Source organism: Salipiger mucosus DSM 16094, from assembly GCF_000442255.1.
In the GTDB taxonomy this organism is placed as follows: Bacteria; Pseudomonadota; Alphaproteobacteria; order Rhodobacterales; family Rhodobacteraceae; genus Salipiger; species Salipiger mucosus.
Genome location: NZ_KE557281.1, coordinates 111,093 through 126,642 on the forward strand (window position 1 = coordinate 111,093; position 15,550 = coordinate 126,642).

The window sequence follows — 15,550 nt, forward strand, 5'->3', positions numbered from 1 at the left end:
TTCGGGAACAATATGGATTAATTGCATGGCGTTGTAAACTAAACTTCCATGTAAATATAAGAATGCTTAACCGGGCGCCTGTAGGGTTTCCGTTCAAGGAGAGTTTCATGGATAACAGCTCGTACGTTTCACTGTCATCATCGATGGCACTGCGCCGCAAGCTTGCGGTCGCCGCGAACAACATGGCCAACGCCAACAGCGCAGGTTTCAAGAGCGAACATGCGCGGTTCGAGGAGTACCTTCACGGCCAGGGCACCGGCCGGGACAAGGTCTCCTTCGTCATCGACAAGGCAAGCTACATGGATACCCGTCAAGGCGGCCTCACCCAGACCAGCAATCCGTTGGACATCGCGCTCCAGGGGGAAGGCTGGCTTGGCTACGAGGGAGAAGGCGGCCAGACCGTCTTCGGTCGTGACGGCCGCATGTCGATCAATGCCCAGGGGGATCTGGTGACCGTGGACGGAAGCCCCGTCCTGAGTGCTGGCGGTGCGCCCATCGGCATTCCAATGGATGCAGGGACCATATCGATCTCGTCTGACGGGGTGATCTCGGACCAGGGCGGCAACCAGATCGCGACCATCGGTGTCTTCAGCGTCGATGATATCCAGGGCTACGACCGCCTCGGAAACGGCAAGTTCGCGGCGCCGGAAGAACTCGGCCAGCCTCCGCTCGTGGCCGAGCCGAATACCCGCGTTGCACAGGGCTTCGTCGAGCAATCGAACGTGGAGCCGATCACCGAAATGACGAAGCTCATGGAAGTCCAGCGCGCCTACCAGCGGTCCTCGAAACTCGCCGAGAACGTCGATGATCTTCGCAAGAGGACGATCCAGACCCTCGGACGCAAGCAATAATCCCAAACATGAAGAAGGTATCATAAGACAATGAAAGCACTCAGTATTGCCGCGACGGGCATGCAGGCTCAGAAGACAAATGTCGAGGTGACGTCGAACAACATCGCAAACATGAACACCACGGGCTTCAAGGGGCGTCGGGCGGAATTCCAGGATCTTCTCTACCAGAAGCATGATCGCTCGGGCGCACTCACTGCCGAGGGCGGGTCCATCCGCCCGGTGGGTGTCGACGTTGGCCTCGGTGTGCGGGCAGCGGGCGTCACCCGCATCAGCACGCAGGGCAGCCTGGCGAAGACTGACAACGATCTCGACATGGCCATCGATGGTCGCGGGCTCTTCCAGGTCAACATGCCGGACGGCAGCACGGCCTATACCCGCGCCGGCGCCTTCCAGCTCTCTCCCGAGGGGATGATCGTGACCAACGAAGGTCACGAGGTCGCGCCCGGCATCGTGGTTCCCGAGGAAACCGTCGATGTCTCGATCAACCAGGAGGGCGTCGTGAGTGCCTTCGTGGACGGCGAACTCGAGCCGCAGGAGCTCGGGCAGATCACCCTGACCAACTTCACCAACGAAGCCGGTCTCGAAGCGCTGGGCGGGAACCTGCTGCAGGAAACACCGGCATCAGGGGCCCCCATCGCCGGCGTCCCCGGGGATCCGGGCTTCGGTGGTATCCGCCAAGGCTACGTCGAGGAGTCCAACGTCTCCACCATCCAGGAGATCACCTCCCTGATCAGCGCCCAGCGCGCCTACGAGATGAACTCGAAGGTTGTAGAGACCGCCGACCAGATGATGTCCACGTCGTCCAACATCCGCTGATGATGACCGGTTTTCTCAGAACAATCGCAGCTGCCGCCTGTGTCGCATTCACCGCGATGCCGGCGGCAGCACTGACCATCACGGATCTCGTCGAGGAACGTGCGATGGAGGAGGTCGGTGCGGAGATCCCGGCGGATGCTGAATTCAAGGTGAAGCTCTCCGGCCAGGAGGATGCCGAGGCTGTCGTCATCAACGACTGGTGGATGGATCCGGCCTCCGGAAAGTTCCTGGCAAACGTCGTTCTCGAGGAAGGCAGCATCACGCGCGTCAGCGGCGTTGCCATCGTTGCCGTCGAGGTTCCCGTGCCCGCTCGTCGCCTGTCGGCTGGTGCGATCATTGCAGAGAACGATCTCGAGACGCGGTCTCTTCCAGCCGGCCGGGTCGGGTCCTATGCAGTTCTCGAAGCGGATGACCTGGTCGGCATGCAGGTTCAACGGGTGCTCATGCGTGGCCGTGCGGTCCAGGAGCAATCCATCTCACCCCCGATTATCATCCAGCGCGGTGAGATCGTGACGATCAGCTACCAGAATGAAGGGCTCGACCTGTCCGCGAAGGGGAAAGCCCTGGCGGCCGGCTTCAAGGGGCAGGACGTCCGGGTCGTTAACCTTGTCAGCAACAAGACCCTGGTAGGCGTCGCCTCGAAAGAAGGAATTGTCGAGGTCATTCGTTGAAACATCTCAGGATCGCAACAGCCGTTTCCCTGGCTGCACTTACCCTTTCCGCCTGCGAACTTCAGAACGTCGGTCAGGAGCCGGAACTGTCCGAAATCAGGATCGACGGGGCCACGCACCCGGAGGCGAACAGCATCAGCGTTCCGATGCCGGATCAGGAGCCTGAACGGACCCTGGAGCGCGCGGAGGGCACCTCTCTCTGGGCCGCGGGGTCCGGTTCGTTCTTCAATGATCAGCGCGCTGACAAGGTCGGGGATATCCTGACAGTGAATATCGAAATCCAGGATGAGGCGTCGCTGTCGAACGAGACGGAGGTGGAGCGCTCGTCCGATACGGAAGTCGGCTTCCCCGGGTTCTTCGGCTACGGCAGCAGGATCACGGAAGTTCTCCCCGGCGTCGGGGCGGAAGAGCTTCCCGCTGACGGCCCGGTCGTCGATCTGGGCTCCACGAACAGCAGCGAAGGGTCCGGGTCCGTGGATCGCAACGAAGAGATCTCGCTCAAGGTGGCCGCGATGGTGATCGACAAGCTTCCCAACGGGAACCTCGTGATCGCCGGTCGGCAGGAAGTGCGCGTGAACTACGAACTGCGGGAACTGCGCGTGGCCGGCCTGGTGCGGCGGGAAGACATCTCGGCCGAGAACACCATCGCCTATGACAAGATCGCGGAGGCCCGCATCGCCTATGGTGGGAAGGGATCGATCTCCCGGGCGCAGAAGCCGAGGTACGGCCAGGAAGCTCTGGATATCGTCCTTCCGTACTGAGATATGCACTGGGTTCAACCCGGCCTCTTCGTGGTAAGGGTTGAACCCGTCGTTAACTTTCCAACTTAACTGCCTGGCATAAGTTTGGGAAAAGAATAATGAAAAAGACGCTGGGCATCCTCCTGGGAACAGTCATGGTATTCTCGTCTGCGGGGTTCGCGGCCGGGACGTTTCTCATCGGAAACGGAACGCCGGCACATGCGTCCACGGGGCAGGAAACGGCTTCCGGGGACGGACATGGAGAGCCGGCCCCCAAGAAAACCGAAAACCTCGTGGTCGAAGTCGGACGGGTCATGGTGCCGATCTACAAGGCACGGTCCATCACCTACGTGGTTGCCCAGGTCGGGCTGTCGATGCCGGAGTCCGAAGAGGCCGACTTCTTCCGGAGCGAACAGGGTGCCACCCAGGTTCGAAACGACATCATCTCATCGATGATGCACCTGGCGGAGAGCCCGATCCTGAACGGGCCGGATATCGACTCCGACAAGCTGTCGGGGCACGTGCTGGCCGCGCTGGAGGAGGACTATCAGGATGTCGAGGATGTCCTGTTCATCAGTCTGACGAAGCGCGACGTCGCTCGCGGCTGAGGTGTCGCGGGCGGACATTCAGGCGGGTCGCCAGTGGAGAGACTACCGATCCCCTAGAGGAAAGGTGTCTCTCGTGCTATATTCGCTATATGAAAAAGCTGCTCGAAGACCAGATCCAGGCGCGCGAGACAGATGGTGTGCCGATCACCCAGAAGCTCAAGGTGGCGGGCGATCCGGAGCCTTTGCCCGCTGTGAAGCCACGCAAGTGGTCCAGATCTTTGTCTTCCTGTCGCCGTATTGCGCCGGAGCCCAAGCAAAATTCGATAGGCGACTGATTGGGTGGCCGCTCAAACTGAGCTGCCAATATGATGTTGTATGATCGGCCCAATCCGAGCGACAACCTCTTCCTCCGTCATATCGACCACCGGTGGCAGTCTGAGGATGTAACGGCAAAGCGCGAGACCAAAAAGCTGGCTGACTATCAGGCCTGCTCGTGTGTCAGCATCATCCAACGAGGTGATGCCCGCAATCGTCGGTGCGACCTGCTTCTCGAATATCGCACGGATCTTGTCGGAGGCGTCCTGGTTGGAGACGGCCGAGCGAAGCAGGATCGGTAGGCCGAGTGTGCTCCGCTCACCTTCCCACAGCATTAGGAAATGCCTGACGAGCCTCTCTCCAGCCTTGTCCTGCGGGATATCTTCTGGGTTCGGCAGCTTGAGATCGATCAGCACCGCCGCCGAGAACAGACCTTCCTTGGATCCGAAGTATCGCATGATCATGGCCGGATCGATTGGAACCTCCTTGGCGATTTGTCTCACCGAAGCGCCATCGTAGCCGCGTTCGTAAAACAGTCTTTGCGCGGCCTCGAGGATGGCCTGGCGGGTCTTGTCAGACTTGGGAATTTTGGCGGGTGCCTTGGTCATAGACGAAATATGCCAACAACCGTTGACTTTTACAAGCGCGTCGTTCATTTGTCAGCGCGGAAGTCAACGAGCGTTGGCAAAATAAAGGTGGCCCGGGGATCGCCCCGGATCGGAGAAAGACATGACACCCGGATTTTTGAGCCGTCAGGACCTCGGTATCGGCACCATCATCGCGTTCGCGATGGCTGGCGTATTTGTCTGGGCAGGCGGCCAAGCCCTGCTCGCGACCTTTGTGCCCGGTCTTCTCGTGACGTGGTCGATCTTTTTCTGGATGCACCGTCGACAAGTCCAGTTGCCGGACGGGGAAGCGCTTTACCCACTCTATTTCGGTGTGCTCGCCTGGCAGTTCCTGCACTTCAGCGAGGAGTTCATGACTGGCTTCCGCGAGAGGTTCCCGGTATTCTTCGGCTCAGAGCCGTTCTCCACAGGGCTGTTCGTCGGGATTAACATGCTTTCCTACTTCGGCTTTACGATTGCATTCATCGCCGTCTTTGCGGCGGGACGTCGGTTCCTTCTAATCCCGATGCTCTTTTTCATCGTATACGGCGCCATCGGCAACGCGATCTCCCACACCTACTGGGTGATACTGGAAGGCGGTTACTTCCCTGGCTTCTTCACAGCGCAGCTCTACTGGGTGATCGGGACCCTGCTCCTTGCGCGTCTGGTCAGCTCCTGGCGTGTGGCGGCGGTCGCAACCTCTGCCTTTGCGATTTTTCTCGTGAGCGTGCTGAGCCTGACGATGCAGACAGCGTGATAGCATCCCGTCGCCAAGTCCTGACCAAAAAGGAAGAACGACATGTTTGAAACAGAGAGCAATAGTAACCGGGTCCGGTCCCTCTTGCGTTGGATATTGAAATGGATCGGCACTGAGGTCCGGATCGCGCGCGACAAGCGCCGGCTCGAGGCGCTCCCGGATGATCGACTTACCGACATTGGCATCGACAGGACTGACATTGCAGCTACCCTGCGCCACGGGCGCGGAATGGACATTGCCAAAGTCAGGCGCGCACGCCTTCGGATGCCCGTATTCAGGGGAGCACCCGCACCTTCGGTCTATCCCTGAGGAAACGGCTTCTCCGGCTTTCCTCGCGATTGTCGGAACGCCTCTTTGGAAAGGAGAAACCCTGATGCTCAAATTTCTTCTCGCCGCCTTCGCCGGCCTCGGCATTGTTGCAGAAAGGCGGCTTGAGGCGTGACTTCCCCTTTCCCCTTTAGTTTCAGGCCACGCGGACGATCTCGGCGGTGCCGAGGGCATTAAAGCGATTGATAAGGGCGACCCGGATGTGGATTTCGGCGGTTTGCCGATCAGGATCCCGTGCGGCGATGCGCTCGCCGAAGGCCTTCAGGCATCGCATCCTGGCCTCCACGCGGCTGCGGGCGTGGTATCCCGTCCACCGTTTCCAGAACGCCCGACCGTAGTGACGTGTGGCGCGCAGGGTTTCGTTGCGGGCCCGGGCGGCTGGGCAATCATCCTTCCACGGTCGGCCATTCTTGCGGATCGGGATGATCGCCGTGCNGCACGGCGATAGGGGATCTGCACCTTCAGGGTCTTCTGCCTCCGGCTCAAGGTCGAATAGTCCGGAACGGGCCAGTCCAGCCCCGCGAGACGCAGCAGACTGGCGACCAGCCCGGCGGTCTGCCTGAGCGGCAGCTTGAACAGCACCTTGATCGACAGGCAGAACTGGATCGCCGCATTCGAGAACACCGGCGGGCGCCCAGGGCGGCCCTCATGCGGCGCGTGCCAGACCATCTCCTTGTCCAGCCAGATCAGCAAAGACCCGCGCTTGCGGAGCGCAGCGTTGTAGGCGGACCAGTTCGTCGTGCGGTAGCGGGCGGGCTTGGGCTTGCTCATGCTGCTCGTCTAATCGCATGGATTCCCGATGTGAATCCTTCACCCGCTGAGTTCTGCAACAACGCCGCCGGCCTCGTGGCCTTCACACTCGCCAATTTCGTAAGCAACCTGCTTTTCTTCCAGTTGGGCGCGCCGATCCTATTCGACCCTGATCTCCAATCTGCCAAGATCATCGACGTTCTCTTCGAGATGGAGCCACGCCCGCTGATGTTCGAGAACGGACCGCTTTACATGGTCTACGGGCTCGGTGTCGGCGCTGTCCACGGTCTTGTTTTCATGATGATCGAACCGGCGCTCGGCACCACGAGGCTCCAGCGCGGGTTGCGGTTTTCCGTGCTCCTCTGGGCGCTTATGGTTCTCTATTTCGAGTTTCACACGCCCTTCAACATGTTCCGCGAGCCGCTGATGCTGGTAGGTCTCGAGCTCTTCTTCTGGATCTTCGTGGTTCTGGCGGAAGGCCTCGCTCTCTCGTTCATCTATGGAAGGAGCCGCCATGACAGTGCAACCGCTTTGGAATGAGGGGACAGTCATCTCTGCCCATGCATTGGCTGCCTTGGCTGCGATGGGTGTCGGTGCGCTGCAGTTCGCAATGCCCAAGGGCACGAAGGTGCATCTGATTCTTGGCTATGGCTGGGTTTCGATAATGGCCCTCGTCGCCGGCTCGAGTTTCTGGATTCACGAGTTCAGGTTGATCGGGCCATTCTCGCCGATCCATGTCTTGTCTGCGATCACGCTGATCGCCCTTTGGTACGCTATCCGTGCCGCACGTGCCGGCAGGATCGCTGCTCACCGCTCCGCGACGCTCTACCTCTACGTCATGGCGCTACTGCTCACCGGCGCTTTCACCCTGATCCCGGGGAGAACCATGCACGCAGTTTTGTTTGGCGCATGAGGTCCAGATCAGCCCAAAGGAGAATAGGGCTTCCGAAGAGAACACTGCGGCGGTGTCGAGTGCGGCGCCCGGAACACCTGCCATCGACCGGAGCGGCGCTGTTCACGACATCCGTCCACATATCGCAATCGCCTTTCCAACTCAGGAAATCTTTAATCAGCGAGACCATGATGACCAAGCAGCTCATTTCTTCAGGATCGCACCTTGAGCCCGAAATCGGCTTCAGCCGGGCGGTTCGCAAGGGGAACTGGATTTTCGTGGCTGGTACAGCGCCGATCACGTCGGATGGTACTGATCAGGTGTCTCCCGACGTCTATGCGCAAACCAGACGGTGTCTCGAAATCATAGGCGAAGCCCTGCGAGAAGCCGGTGCGCCTCTGGCCGCCGTCGTCCGTACGAGGATCATGCTTACAGACATCGAGACATGGAGAGACGCGGCGAAAGCACACGGCGAAGTGTTCGGAGAGGTCCGACCGGCAAGCACCTTTGTCGAGGTCTCGAGATTCATTGACGCTCGATGGAAAGTCGAGGTCGAAGCGGATGCTATTATAGCATGAAATAGCCGTGTCGGCCTATAGGTCGCCTCCGCTCTCGGCGGAATCTCGGCCGTCACATAGAACGCCCGTTCAGTGGCACCACTCCTGACGAATGCGCCAGAAGTAGTGCTTCTTAGTAGCCGGCCCTCAGCTCACGCTCCAGATGGCCGAGGACGGGACTTCTTCCCCGTTGGCGAGCCTGAGTTTCGACATGCCGTCGACGAAGGTCACCTCGTTGACCTTGGACGTGACATAGGTGTCGTAGGAGACCTTCTCGTCGTTCGCGTCCGTCGCATTCACCGAGAAGGAATAGGTGCCGTCGGCCACGGTGTTGCCGTTGTCGTTCTTCCCGTCCCACGAGATCGATGTCTCGGTGCCTGGGGTGACGTTGCCCATGTTGAGCGTCCGGACCCGGTTGCCTTCGGCGTCGGTGACGTGGACCTCGACGTTGTCGTCGGCTGCCCCGGTCAACGAGAACTGGGCCTCCTCCGCATTACCGTCCTCCACCCGGAAACGGTCACCGCGGATCTCCACGGACTTGTCGATCAGGCTGACATCGGACAGCGAGGTGCTGGCGCTGAGCTTCGACAGGATGTTTTCGAGGTTGGAGTTCGTTTGAACGCTTTGCTCCACCTGCGAAAGCTGGGCCAGCTGCTGGACGAATTTCGTTGAGTCCGTCGGCTCCAGCGGATCCTGATTTTGCAGCTGCGCCGTGAGCAGCGACAGGAAGTTCTCGAAGTCGGCATCCAGCTTGTTGGCGGCCTGCTCCGATTTCGTGGTTGCCTGGGCCGGTTGGCCGGAAGTGTTCTGAGTAATGGCGTCCATGGGTGTTCAAATCCTTATGTCTACGTTGGTCGTGGAAATCATTTGCCGGGCGTCGTCGGCATCGTCTTCGCTCGGGATGCCCGCTTCTTCGGTCGCGTCACCGGGTTGCCCCTCTCCGCCGGTGCTGCCTTCGGAGTCGCGCTCCGAGAACTCGAGGTCGTCACTGGACAGCTCGAAACCCTTGCTCTGCAGAAGCTCGTGAAGTTGGGACTTGTCCGAGCGCAGCATATCGAGAACCATCGGGTTCTCCGCACGGATCGTTGCCCGCATCTTGCCGGCCGCGTCGGTCTCCACGTCGATTTCAAGTTCGCCCAGTCCGCGCGGAGCGAGTTCGACTTTCATGCGGTTCTGGGTGAACTGCGCGTTGCGGAGCTGGTTCGCAATCATCCCCGAGAACCTGGATGCCTGGGCGGATGATGCGCTGGCGGAGGACGCCTCCGGGGATCTCGCCTGAGACGCTTTCTGCAGCAGGCTTTCGAAATCCTCCTGGGAAACCGATCCGCCGGAGGCCGTGCTTCCAAGGGAATTCAGGATATCCGTGCGATTGGCGAGCGTCTCCGCGGACCGGGGGGTGGTCACGTCCGACGATGCGGCCGGAGACATCAGATCCCTGCCCGCCTTGCCGGCCGCCCCGATCCTCTCGAGAAATTTCAGGATCCCCGTCTCGTCCGTCGACTTCGGTTGCTCCAGGCCCGGCATCGTCAACGGAGCGGGAGATGTACGTGACCGCGGCGCGGGGTCCTCGGGAGCCATTGCCAGTTGGATATGCGGAAAGTCCTTGATCGGTGTCGCGGACTGCGGCTTGGGCGGCGTCATTTCCGGAGGACGTGGCTCAGGAATGACGTGAGCGCGTTCGGATTTCATCCCTGCCGTCGACCTCGGGTCATCATCTGCCCGCAGACTTGCAAAGCGGGTGAACGGTGCAGGCTTGGCCGAGTCGCCGCCGAGAGGACGCTCGACGCCCATCATTGCGGCAAGATCCGAAGCCAGGCCACCACCGGTGCCGAACATCTTCTCCAGAAGCGCTATCTTCTCCGCGTCGGATTCAAGGGTCTCCAGCTCGGCGTTCAGAGCCTCAACGGATCGCGTGAAGTTCTCCAGGAACCGTGTCTCATTTTCGGCGTCGAACTTTGCGAGTAGGCCGCCGATGACTTCCGGAAGGGCTTCGGTTTTCATGTTTTCCAGGAGCGCGCCGTTATCGTCCTTGCCGGTGCTGCTCGAGATCTTCGCCTCGAAGGCTTCGAGTGCCTTTTCAAGGTTTGAAAGGTTGCGCGTCTGCACGGCCCGAACCACGGATGCCTCGTCGGACGACTTGCCCGGCGCCACGGGAACGAGCTTCCCCATCACGCCCTCGAGACGTCGAAGCACTTTCTCCAGCTTCGCGTCGAGGTCTCCTGACGCCTCGGAGAGCGCATCGCCGTGCCCCGGGACCGGATGACGGTCCGGCAGAGTGTCCTGTCGCGAGGGGAAAGCATTCGATGCCTCCCGCGCAGCTTTTGCCAAGCCGGCGAAACCGTCTTTTCCCGGAGGTGTCATCCCCTTTTCGGCAACAACCGCTGTCTTTCCGGCTGATGCCTCGGAAAGTGCGCGCCCTCCCGCCTTGTTGCGGGATGCCGACATAATCTGGAATACGTCCATGCGAACAATTTCTCTCAATTAAACCTTCCTTGGATAGTATCGGCAAAGGATTTCTACCCGTTAAACGGGCCATCGAGCATTGAGGAACTCATTCATGGCGTTCGAGGCATTCTCCCCGGAGACCGCGATTCAAGGACAAGGCTACCTGGGGATCCTCCCACCGGAGGAGGTCCGGCAGTTTGCAGAGAGCTCGGACCTGCAGGCGCTGGAGGATGGTGAGTACCTGTTCCTCCAGGGGAATGCAGACACGCACATCTACCTGGTGATTTCCGGGGAGATAGAGCTGACCGGCAACGAGTTCCTCGCAGGGCACGAGCGCGTCGGAATGTATCGCTCCGGAGATGTGGTCGGCGCCGACGCACAGCTTATCAGTGATGGGGACGCGGTCCATCACCTGAGCGCGAAGGCCGCCGGAGATGCACGGATCCTGAAAATCGAGGCCTCCATTCTGGATCGGGTCGAAGAAACCGATGCGGATGCCTTCGAAGGGTTGCGTCAGGAAGCGCTTGTCCGGGCACTGGAGCAGGCCCCGGCGAACGATATCGTCACGTCCCTGACCGACGTCGCTGCGTCGTTGAACATGGCAACCTGCCCCTTCTACGAGGACGGCGAAACGATCTTCAAACAGGATGATGCGGCGGACTTCGTGTATCTCCTCATCAGTGGCTCCGTTCGCATCGAGAAGGAAGCGGCCGACGGTAGCCGGCAGATGTTGGCCCGCCTGCGCCCGGGACAACTGTTCGGTGAAGCCGGACTGGAGAGCGGGGCAACGCGCCGGGCGAGTGCGGTCGTCGAGGGACCGTCGTGCTTGCTGAAACTCAGTGTCGGTCAGTTCCAGGTCCTCATGGACCAGAACAATACCCTCCGCGCCGCGATCAAGGATCAGGAGAAGCTCTACAGTTCGCGGCACTACAAGTACGAGGTTCCCAAGTTCATCCAGAACATGAAGGTCGCCAACAGGATTGCCGCGCTCGTGTTCGTCGTCGTCCTCTTGGTGCTCTCGGTAGCCGCCAGCATCGGCATCACCTATGCTGAGACAGGCCTCTTTTCCTCGCATCGGGAGATGGTGAACCAGCGCGCCGAGTTCATTCGCTCCGGCCTCGAGGCCAAGATATCGGAGATCAGTGCAGCCGCCGAGGGGATGCGCAAGTTCGTCCTGCGGGAGTACAAGGAAAACCCTGATGCGCTGGGCTTGAGATCTCATCGACAGCTTGAGGTCTACTACGTCCATGCTGCAAGCCCCCAGGTCCCGCCGGTTTCCGAAGCATCACGTGAGCCTGTCAGGGCCCTTCTCGAGGCAGCTTTCGCCAAGGGGGAAATGGCGGAGGGGTTCGTCGAGCGCTCTCTCGACAATGGCGAAACCGCGTTTTTCAGGGGCGAAAACGTCGTCAATGAAGACGGGGAGCGCCTCGGGTTGGTTCTGTCCGCGGTCTACCCCGCTCTCTTCGAGGCGCCGCAGACACTCGTTGCTGTGTCCGGGAAGGACGCGAAGGTTCCCGGTTTCCCGGGCCGGGCGTCGGATCTGAGGTCCGCGTCGGATGGCGTTGTCGACGTTCAGGAGCGCGCCTTCACGGTTTCCGCCGCCCGGATATCAACCGCCGGGATCGGGTTAGATGTCTTTTCCTGGGAGCCGCGTCATGCAATGGCGCATGTCGTCTCGACCATGCACCGGTGGGGATTGATTGCCATCGCGGTTTGCGCGGTCACCGCGGCGCTGGTTGCGATGGTGCTGTCCTCCTGGACACTTCAGCCGATCAATCACCTGTCTCATGCCATCCGCCGTCTGTCCGAGGGGCAGCGAGGCCTCGCAGTTCCATTCGCGTCCCGGGAAAGCGAGGTCGGCGTTCTGGCGAGGGCCATTCACCAACTGCAATCGACCATCCAGAAACAGGAACGGATTGTTGCCGAGCGCATCAACGACCAGCAGCGCAAGGTCTTGCGGCAGGAGGAGAACAAGCGCTCGATTGCGGCGTTCCGCGTTCGCTTCGACGACCTGATCGGAGAATTGATCAGCTCGGTCGATACCGTGTCGGACGTGTCCGAAAAGCTGCTCGAAGGCTCCCGGAGCGCGTCAGACGGGACCGGGAACATCCTGGAGACCTTCAACGAGACCCGGGAAAGCGTGGAAAAGATCGAACGCCTGGCGCGCGAGCTGCGCACGGCCGCGCAGCTGATCGACACCCACACGGAGACGTCCGACCGATCCCTGGGAGAAGCCGTGTGCAACATGAAGGATGCCAACGAGACCCTGCAGCAACTCAACCATGTCGTGGACGAGGTGGGATCCATTGCCGGGACCATCAGCAGTATCGCGGATCAGACCCGTCTCCTGGCGCTCAATGCGACCATCGAGGCGTCCAGGGCCGGCCGTGCCGGGAAAGGCTTCGGTGTCGTGGCAACGGAAGTGAGCAACCTGGCCAACCAGACCTCCGAAGCCACCGATGATATCCGCCAGAAGGTCGAGAACATCGATACCGCTTCCTTGGGCGTGGTCTCCGCTCTGTCGTCCATCAATGATGTTATCGAACGCATGCGCCGGGAGCACACGGAAATCCGCAGCGCGGTCGAGACCCAGACGGAGGCGACCCGCCACATCGCCGACGATGTGGGCCAGACCTCGAAGCAGGCCCGGGAGGTTTCCGCGAGCCTCGACGGGATCAGTCAGCTCGTGGATGCGTCCCGGCACGGCGCCGAGGACCTCAGCAAGAGCTCGGCCACGCTGAAAGAAAGGACCGACGACATCCGGGAAAGAATTGACCATTTCCTGAGGTCCGTATCCGAGTGAGCGTCCCGGAAGATCGGATTGACAGTCGATAGCGAGTTAAAATAGGATTAATCCGCAATCTGCGGAGACCTAGATGCTCGATTTCGAAATGTGCGACTACGGTCGCATACCGGCGGAAGATGCCCAGCCGATCCTTTTTGACTACCTGTGCTTCCTGGATAGCACGCTGGATCCGGCCGACCGGGACAGCGTGACCTCTCGTATCCCCGGCGGGGAAGAAACCTGTGCCGAATTCATGGGTGCGAGCGACGAGAAGCTCTTCAAGCTGGCCCAAGGCTTCAAGCAGAGCAACAAGGCCGCGCGCCTGACCATCCTGTGGTACCTGTCCTGCTGTGGGTATGCCAACGCCCAGGACCAGTTCATGCAGGGCCTGCACGTGCTTCACAAGTCCTATCGGCACAGTGGGCAGAGCCTCGTGAAGCGGATCAGGCAGGCCATCGCGTCCTGGGAGGAAGACATGGGCGCATGGGACAGCATTCTGATCGAGGACGACGACCGGATGCCGACCCAGGTGCCGGTCAGCACTCCTCCGCCCCCGGAGGGCCGGGTTGTCTGCGCCGCCATCGGAGATGCGGGCAGCAGGGACGGTCAAGAGCTCGAGCGGCGCTACAGGTCGGTACTCGGCAAGTCTCTCCCCATGAAAGGAATCCTGGGCGATGTCCATGATATGCACCAGGCCCTGGTGGAGCGGTTCCCCTGGGCTCGGAACGTGGTCGACACCGTCTGTGGTCAACTTTCCCTGATCGCGCGAGGACATCGGGATGACAGCCACGTTATCTTACCACCGATTCTGATCGTCGGCGCCCCCGGCAGCGGGAAGACACGAATCCTGCATGACATCTGTGAGCTGCTGTCCCTGCCCTATTGCCTGGTTCCCTGCGGGGGGACCACGGACTCGGGCGGCTTGCTCCCGGTGGCGCGTGGATGGGCGACGAACAGGGCCTGCGGGCCAGTGCAGGCCATGCTCGAGAAGAAATGCGCCAATCCGGGCGTCATCCTTGACGAGATCGACAAGGCTAGCGTGGAATCTAAAAATGGATCGGTGTGCGGCGCCCTGCTGAGCATGATGAACGGGGATGGGACCTACTACGACGCATGTCTGATGAACAACGTCGACCTCGGCGCCGTCAGCTTCCTAGCCACGGCGAACTCTTTGGAGAGGATTCCAGAAGCCCTGAAAGATCGTTTCATGGTGATCGAGATGGCAAACCCGGACTCCAGCCATTTCGACAAGATCTTCGAGGGCATCGCGGAAACCGAAGCGCGTCGTCTCGGGATCTCGGTGGCAGATCTGCCAGAGCTCGATGAACTCGAGAAGGATGAACTGAAGTCGATCCTCGATTTCCCCGGAGCGTCCATCCGGATGGTCGAGCGGGCGTTCCGGACACTCTGTGGCGACAAGGCGCTCGGACAGCATCTGGAGCTCGAGCAGGCTCCTTTCGGACTCGGGCGTCACATGTCCGAATGACAGGCGCAGTCTTCATTCGGGCTTAATCCCGATAGTGTTATCCGGCGTTGAAGAACATCGGATAACACTATGTCAGAAAATGCGAAATCAGGATCAGCGCGGAGGCCGGAATGCTTCACGGGCTGATCAACACGACGAACAATCTGCTACTGCGTGCGAAGGCCATTCCGGCCGGTGAGTGCGAGCTTTCCAAGAAGTACTGCCTGTCGTACTCCGACCCCGTCTTGATGGTCGGCTACTACCACGGGGCCCCGACCTTTCTCTACGATTCCGAAGATGCGGTGTCCGAACTTCTGGAGACCGGCGTCTACACGCCTCAGCCCGAGGGCGCCTCGGTGATCATCCTGGCGCCGATTCTGGATACGAGCATCATCTCCCGAACGACCGTCTTCAATGCCGCGACCTTTCCGCAAGGCACCGAAAGCACGACGGTCATGGCGCGTTAATCCCCGAAAAATTCCCGCCGGGTATCTTGCTCGGACCATTTCGCAGGGGACCGTCATGCTCTTTCACGGGGCCATTATCGGCGCATACAGCACGGACGAGGAAGGCCTTCTGATCGATACCCGGCTTGGCCAGAAGGTCCTCTCGGGCGAGGCCACGGAAAAGGCTTTGACGGAGGCGCCGAGATCCTACCTCCAGTGCGACTTCGCGCCAGAGCTTGTCGAAGGCTGCGAGGACCTGTTCGACATCTATTCTCCGGTCGTCGCCGAGAAACTGGCCGTCCCGAAGGTCAAGTTCATCGGGCAGATGACAATCAGCTTCCCGGTGATCGATGTTGGAGTTGCCTTCAACTTGCCGGCCGCCACAGGGATCACCAATGATGACGTGATCCAGTGGGAGGACGACACTGGCAGGAAGATCGTCGACGCGGTGACGCTGCACTGGATCGCGGACGAACGGTACAATGCCTGCCCGCTTGACCGATCCAAGAGCAGGGTTCTCAAGCCGCGCTGAAATCCGGACGTCCTCAAAAATCATAGTCTCTTGCTGGTGGCCTCGCAT

General features: G+C 60.4%; 18 protein-coding genes and 1 pseudogene. 15 read left to right on the forward strand and 4 right to left on the reverse strand.

The annotated features are described in order from the left end of the window. The first annotated feature begins 107 nt into the window (after positions 1-107). From flgF to SALMUC_RS30050, 6 genes are all read left to right on the forward strand, one after another. A complete protein-coding gene (flgF, locus tag SALMUC_RS20505) occupies positions 108-851 on the forward strand; it encodes a flagellar basal-body rod protein FlgF (protein ID WP_037372475.1) in 744 nt (247 codons plus the stop codon). 30 nt (positions 852-881) lie between these two features. Then, entirely contained in the window at positions 882-1,667 is a 786-nt protein-coding gene (flgG, locus tag SALMUC_RS20510; RefSeq protein ID WP_021120738.1) for a flagellar basal-body rod protein FlgG, read from the forward strand. Further along, positions 1,667-2,338, forward strand: a complete 672-nt coding sequence (flgA, locus tag SALMUC_RS20515) for a flagellar basal body P-ring formation chaperone FlgA (protein WP_020040015.1) — start codon at positions 1,667-1,669, stop codon at positions 2,336-2,338. Before flgG ends, flgA begins: the two co-directional genes overlap by 1 nt. Beyond that, on the forward strand, positions 2,335-3,099 hold the full coding sequence (gene flgH, locus SALMUC_RS20520; protein ID WP_020040014.1) for a flagellar basal body L-ring protein FlgH: 765 nt from the start codon (positions 2,335-2,337) through the stop codon (positions 3,097-3,099). The genes flgA and flgH overlap by 4 nt, the downstream gene beginning before the upstream one ends. A 98-nt stretch (positions 3,100-3,197) precedes the next feature. Then, positions 3,198-3,686, forward strand: a complete 489-nt coding sequence (locus tag SALMUC_RS20525; protein WP_020040013.1) for a hypothetical protein — start codon at positions 3,198-3,200, stop codon at positions 3,684-3,686. A gap of 89 nt (positions 3,687-3,775) precedes the next feature. Next, positions 3,776-3,961 (forward strand): hypothetical protein, encoded by a 186-nt coding sequence (locus SALMUC_RS30050; RefSeq protein ID WP_021120739.1) that lies wholly within the window; start codon positions 3,776-3,778, stop codon positions 3,959-3,961. Positions 3,962-3,973: 12 nt separating this feature from the next. Here SALMUC_RS30050 and SALMUC_RS20530 read toward each other — a convergent pair whose 3' ends face one another. Continuing rightward, positions 3,974-4,549, reverse strand: coding sequence for a TetR/AcrR family transcriptional regulator (locus SALMUC_RS20530; RefSeq protein WP_021120740.1), 576 nt, complete (start codon positions 4,547-4,549; stop codon positions 3,974-3,976). A gap of 121 nt (positions 4,550-4,670) precedes the next feature. On the opposite strand from SALMUC_RS20530, the gene SALMUC_RS20535 reads away from it, so the two are divergent. Further along, a complete protein-coding gene (locus SALMUC_RS20535) occupies positions 4,671-5,303 on the forward strand; it encodes a hypothetical protein (protein ID WP_020040011.1) in 633 nt (210 codons plus the stop codon). Between the two features lie 160 nt (positions 5,304-5,463). Beyond that, the gene (locus tag SALMUC_RS30055) at positions 5,464-5,745 is read left to right on the forward strand and encodes a hypothetical protein (protein ID WP_156883585.1); all 282 of its coding nucleotides are present in this window, start codon (positions 5,464-5,466) and stop codon (positions 5,743-5,745) included. 21 nt (positions 5,746-5,766) lie between these two features. Here SALMUC_RS30055 and SALMUC_RS28415 read toward each other — a convergent pair. Next, a pseudogene (locus SALMUC_RS28415) lies at positions 5,767-6,401 on the reverse strand (transposase). A gap of 30 nt (positions 6,402-6,431) precedes the next feature. Between SALMUC_RS28415 and SALMUC_RS20555 the strand changes: the two are divergent. The 3 genes from SALMUC_RS20555 to SALMUC_RS20565 all read left to right on the forward strand — a co-directional run bounded on the left by SALMUC_RS20555 (position 6,432) and on the right by SALMUC_RS20565 (position 7,850). Further along, positions 6,432-6,920: a hypothetical protein gene (locus tag SALMUC_RS20555; RefSeq protein WP_020041750.1), complete on the forward strand. Its 489-nt coding sequence runs from the start codon at positions 6,432-6,434 to the stop codon at positions 6,918-6,920. Then, positions 6,895-7,293 (forward strand): DUF2306 domain-containing protein, encoded by a 399-nt coding sequence (locus tag SALMUC_RS20560; protein WP_037372478.1) that lies wholly within the window; start codon positions 6,895-6,897, stop codon positions 7,291-7,293. The genes SALMUC_RS20555 and SALMUC_RS20560 overlap by 26 nt, the downstream gene beginning before the upstream one ends. A 170-nt stretch (positions 7,294-7,463) precedes the next feature. After that, entirely contained in the window at positions 7,464-7,850 is a 387-nt protein-coding gene (locus SALMUC_RS20565) for a RidA family protein (protein ID WP_037372572.1), read from the forward strand. A gap of 126 nt (positions 7,851-7,976) precedes the next feature. Here SALMUC_RS20565 and SALMUC_RS20570 read toward each other — a convergent pair whose 3' ends face one another. Beyond that, positions 7,977-8,654: a flagellar hook assembly protein FlgD gene (locus tag SALMUC_RS20570; protein ID WP_020041747.1), complete on the reverse strand. Its 678-nt coding sequence runs from the start codon at positions 8,652-8,654 to the stop codon at positions 7,977-7,979. A gap of 6 nt (positions 8,655-8,660) precedes the next feature. Further along, a complete protein-coding gene (locus SALMUC_RS20575; protein WP_020665192.1) occupies positions 8,661-10,292 on the reverse strand; it encodes a flagellar hook-length control protein FliK in 1,632 nt (543 codons plus the stop codon). A 94-nt stretch (positions 10,293-10,386) separates the two neighbouring features. Here SALMUC_RS20575 and SALMUC_RS20580 point away from each other — a divergent pair, with 94 nt between their 5' ends. From SALMUC_RS20580 to SALMUC_RS20595, 4 genes are all read left to right on the forward strand, one after another. Then, entirely contained in the window at positions 10,387-13,077 is a 2,691-nt protein-coding gene (locus tag SALMUC_RS20580) for a cyclic nucleotide-binding domain-containing protein (protein WP_020041746.1), read from the forward strand. 73 nt (positions 13,078-13,150) lie between these two features. Next, positions 13,151-14,545, forward strand: coding sequence for an AAA family ATPase (locus SALMUC_RS20585; protein WP_020041745.1), 1,395 nt, complete (start codon positions 13,151-13,153; stop codon positions 14,543-14,545). Between the two features lie 110 nt (positions 14,546-14,655). Next, the gene (locus tag SALMUC_RS20590; protein WP_020041744.1) at positions 14,656-14,991 is read left to right on the forward strand and encodes a hypothetical protein; all 336 of its coding nucleotides are present in this window, start codon (positions 14,656-14,658) and stop codon (positions 14,989-14,991) included. Between the two features lie 55 nt (positions 14,992-15,046). Then, positions 15,047-15,502 carry a hypothetical protein gene (locus SALMUC_RS20595; RefSeq protein ID WP_020041743.1) on the forward strand — a complete coding sequence of 152 codons (456 nt, stop codon included), beginning with the start codon at positions 15,047-15,049 and terminating at the stop codon, positions 15,500-15,502. Positions 15,503-15,550: the final 48 nt, after the last annotated feature.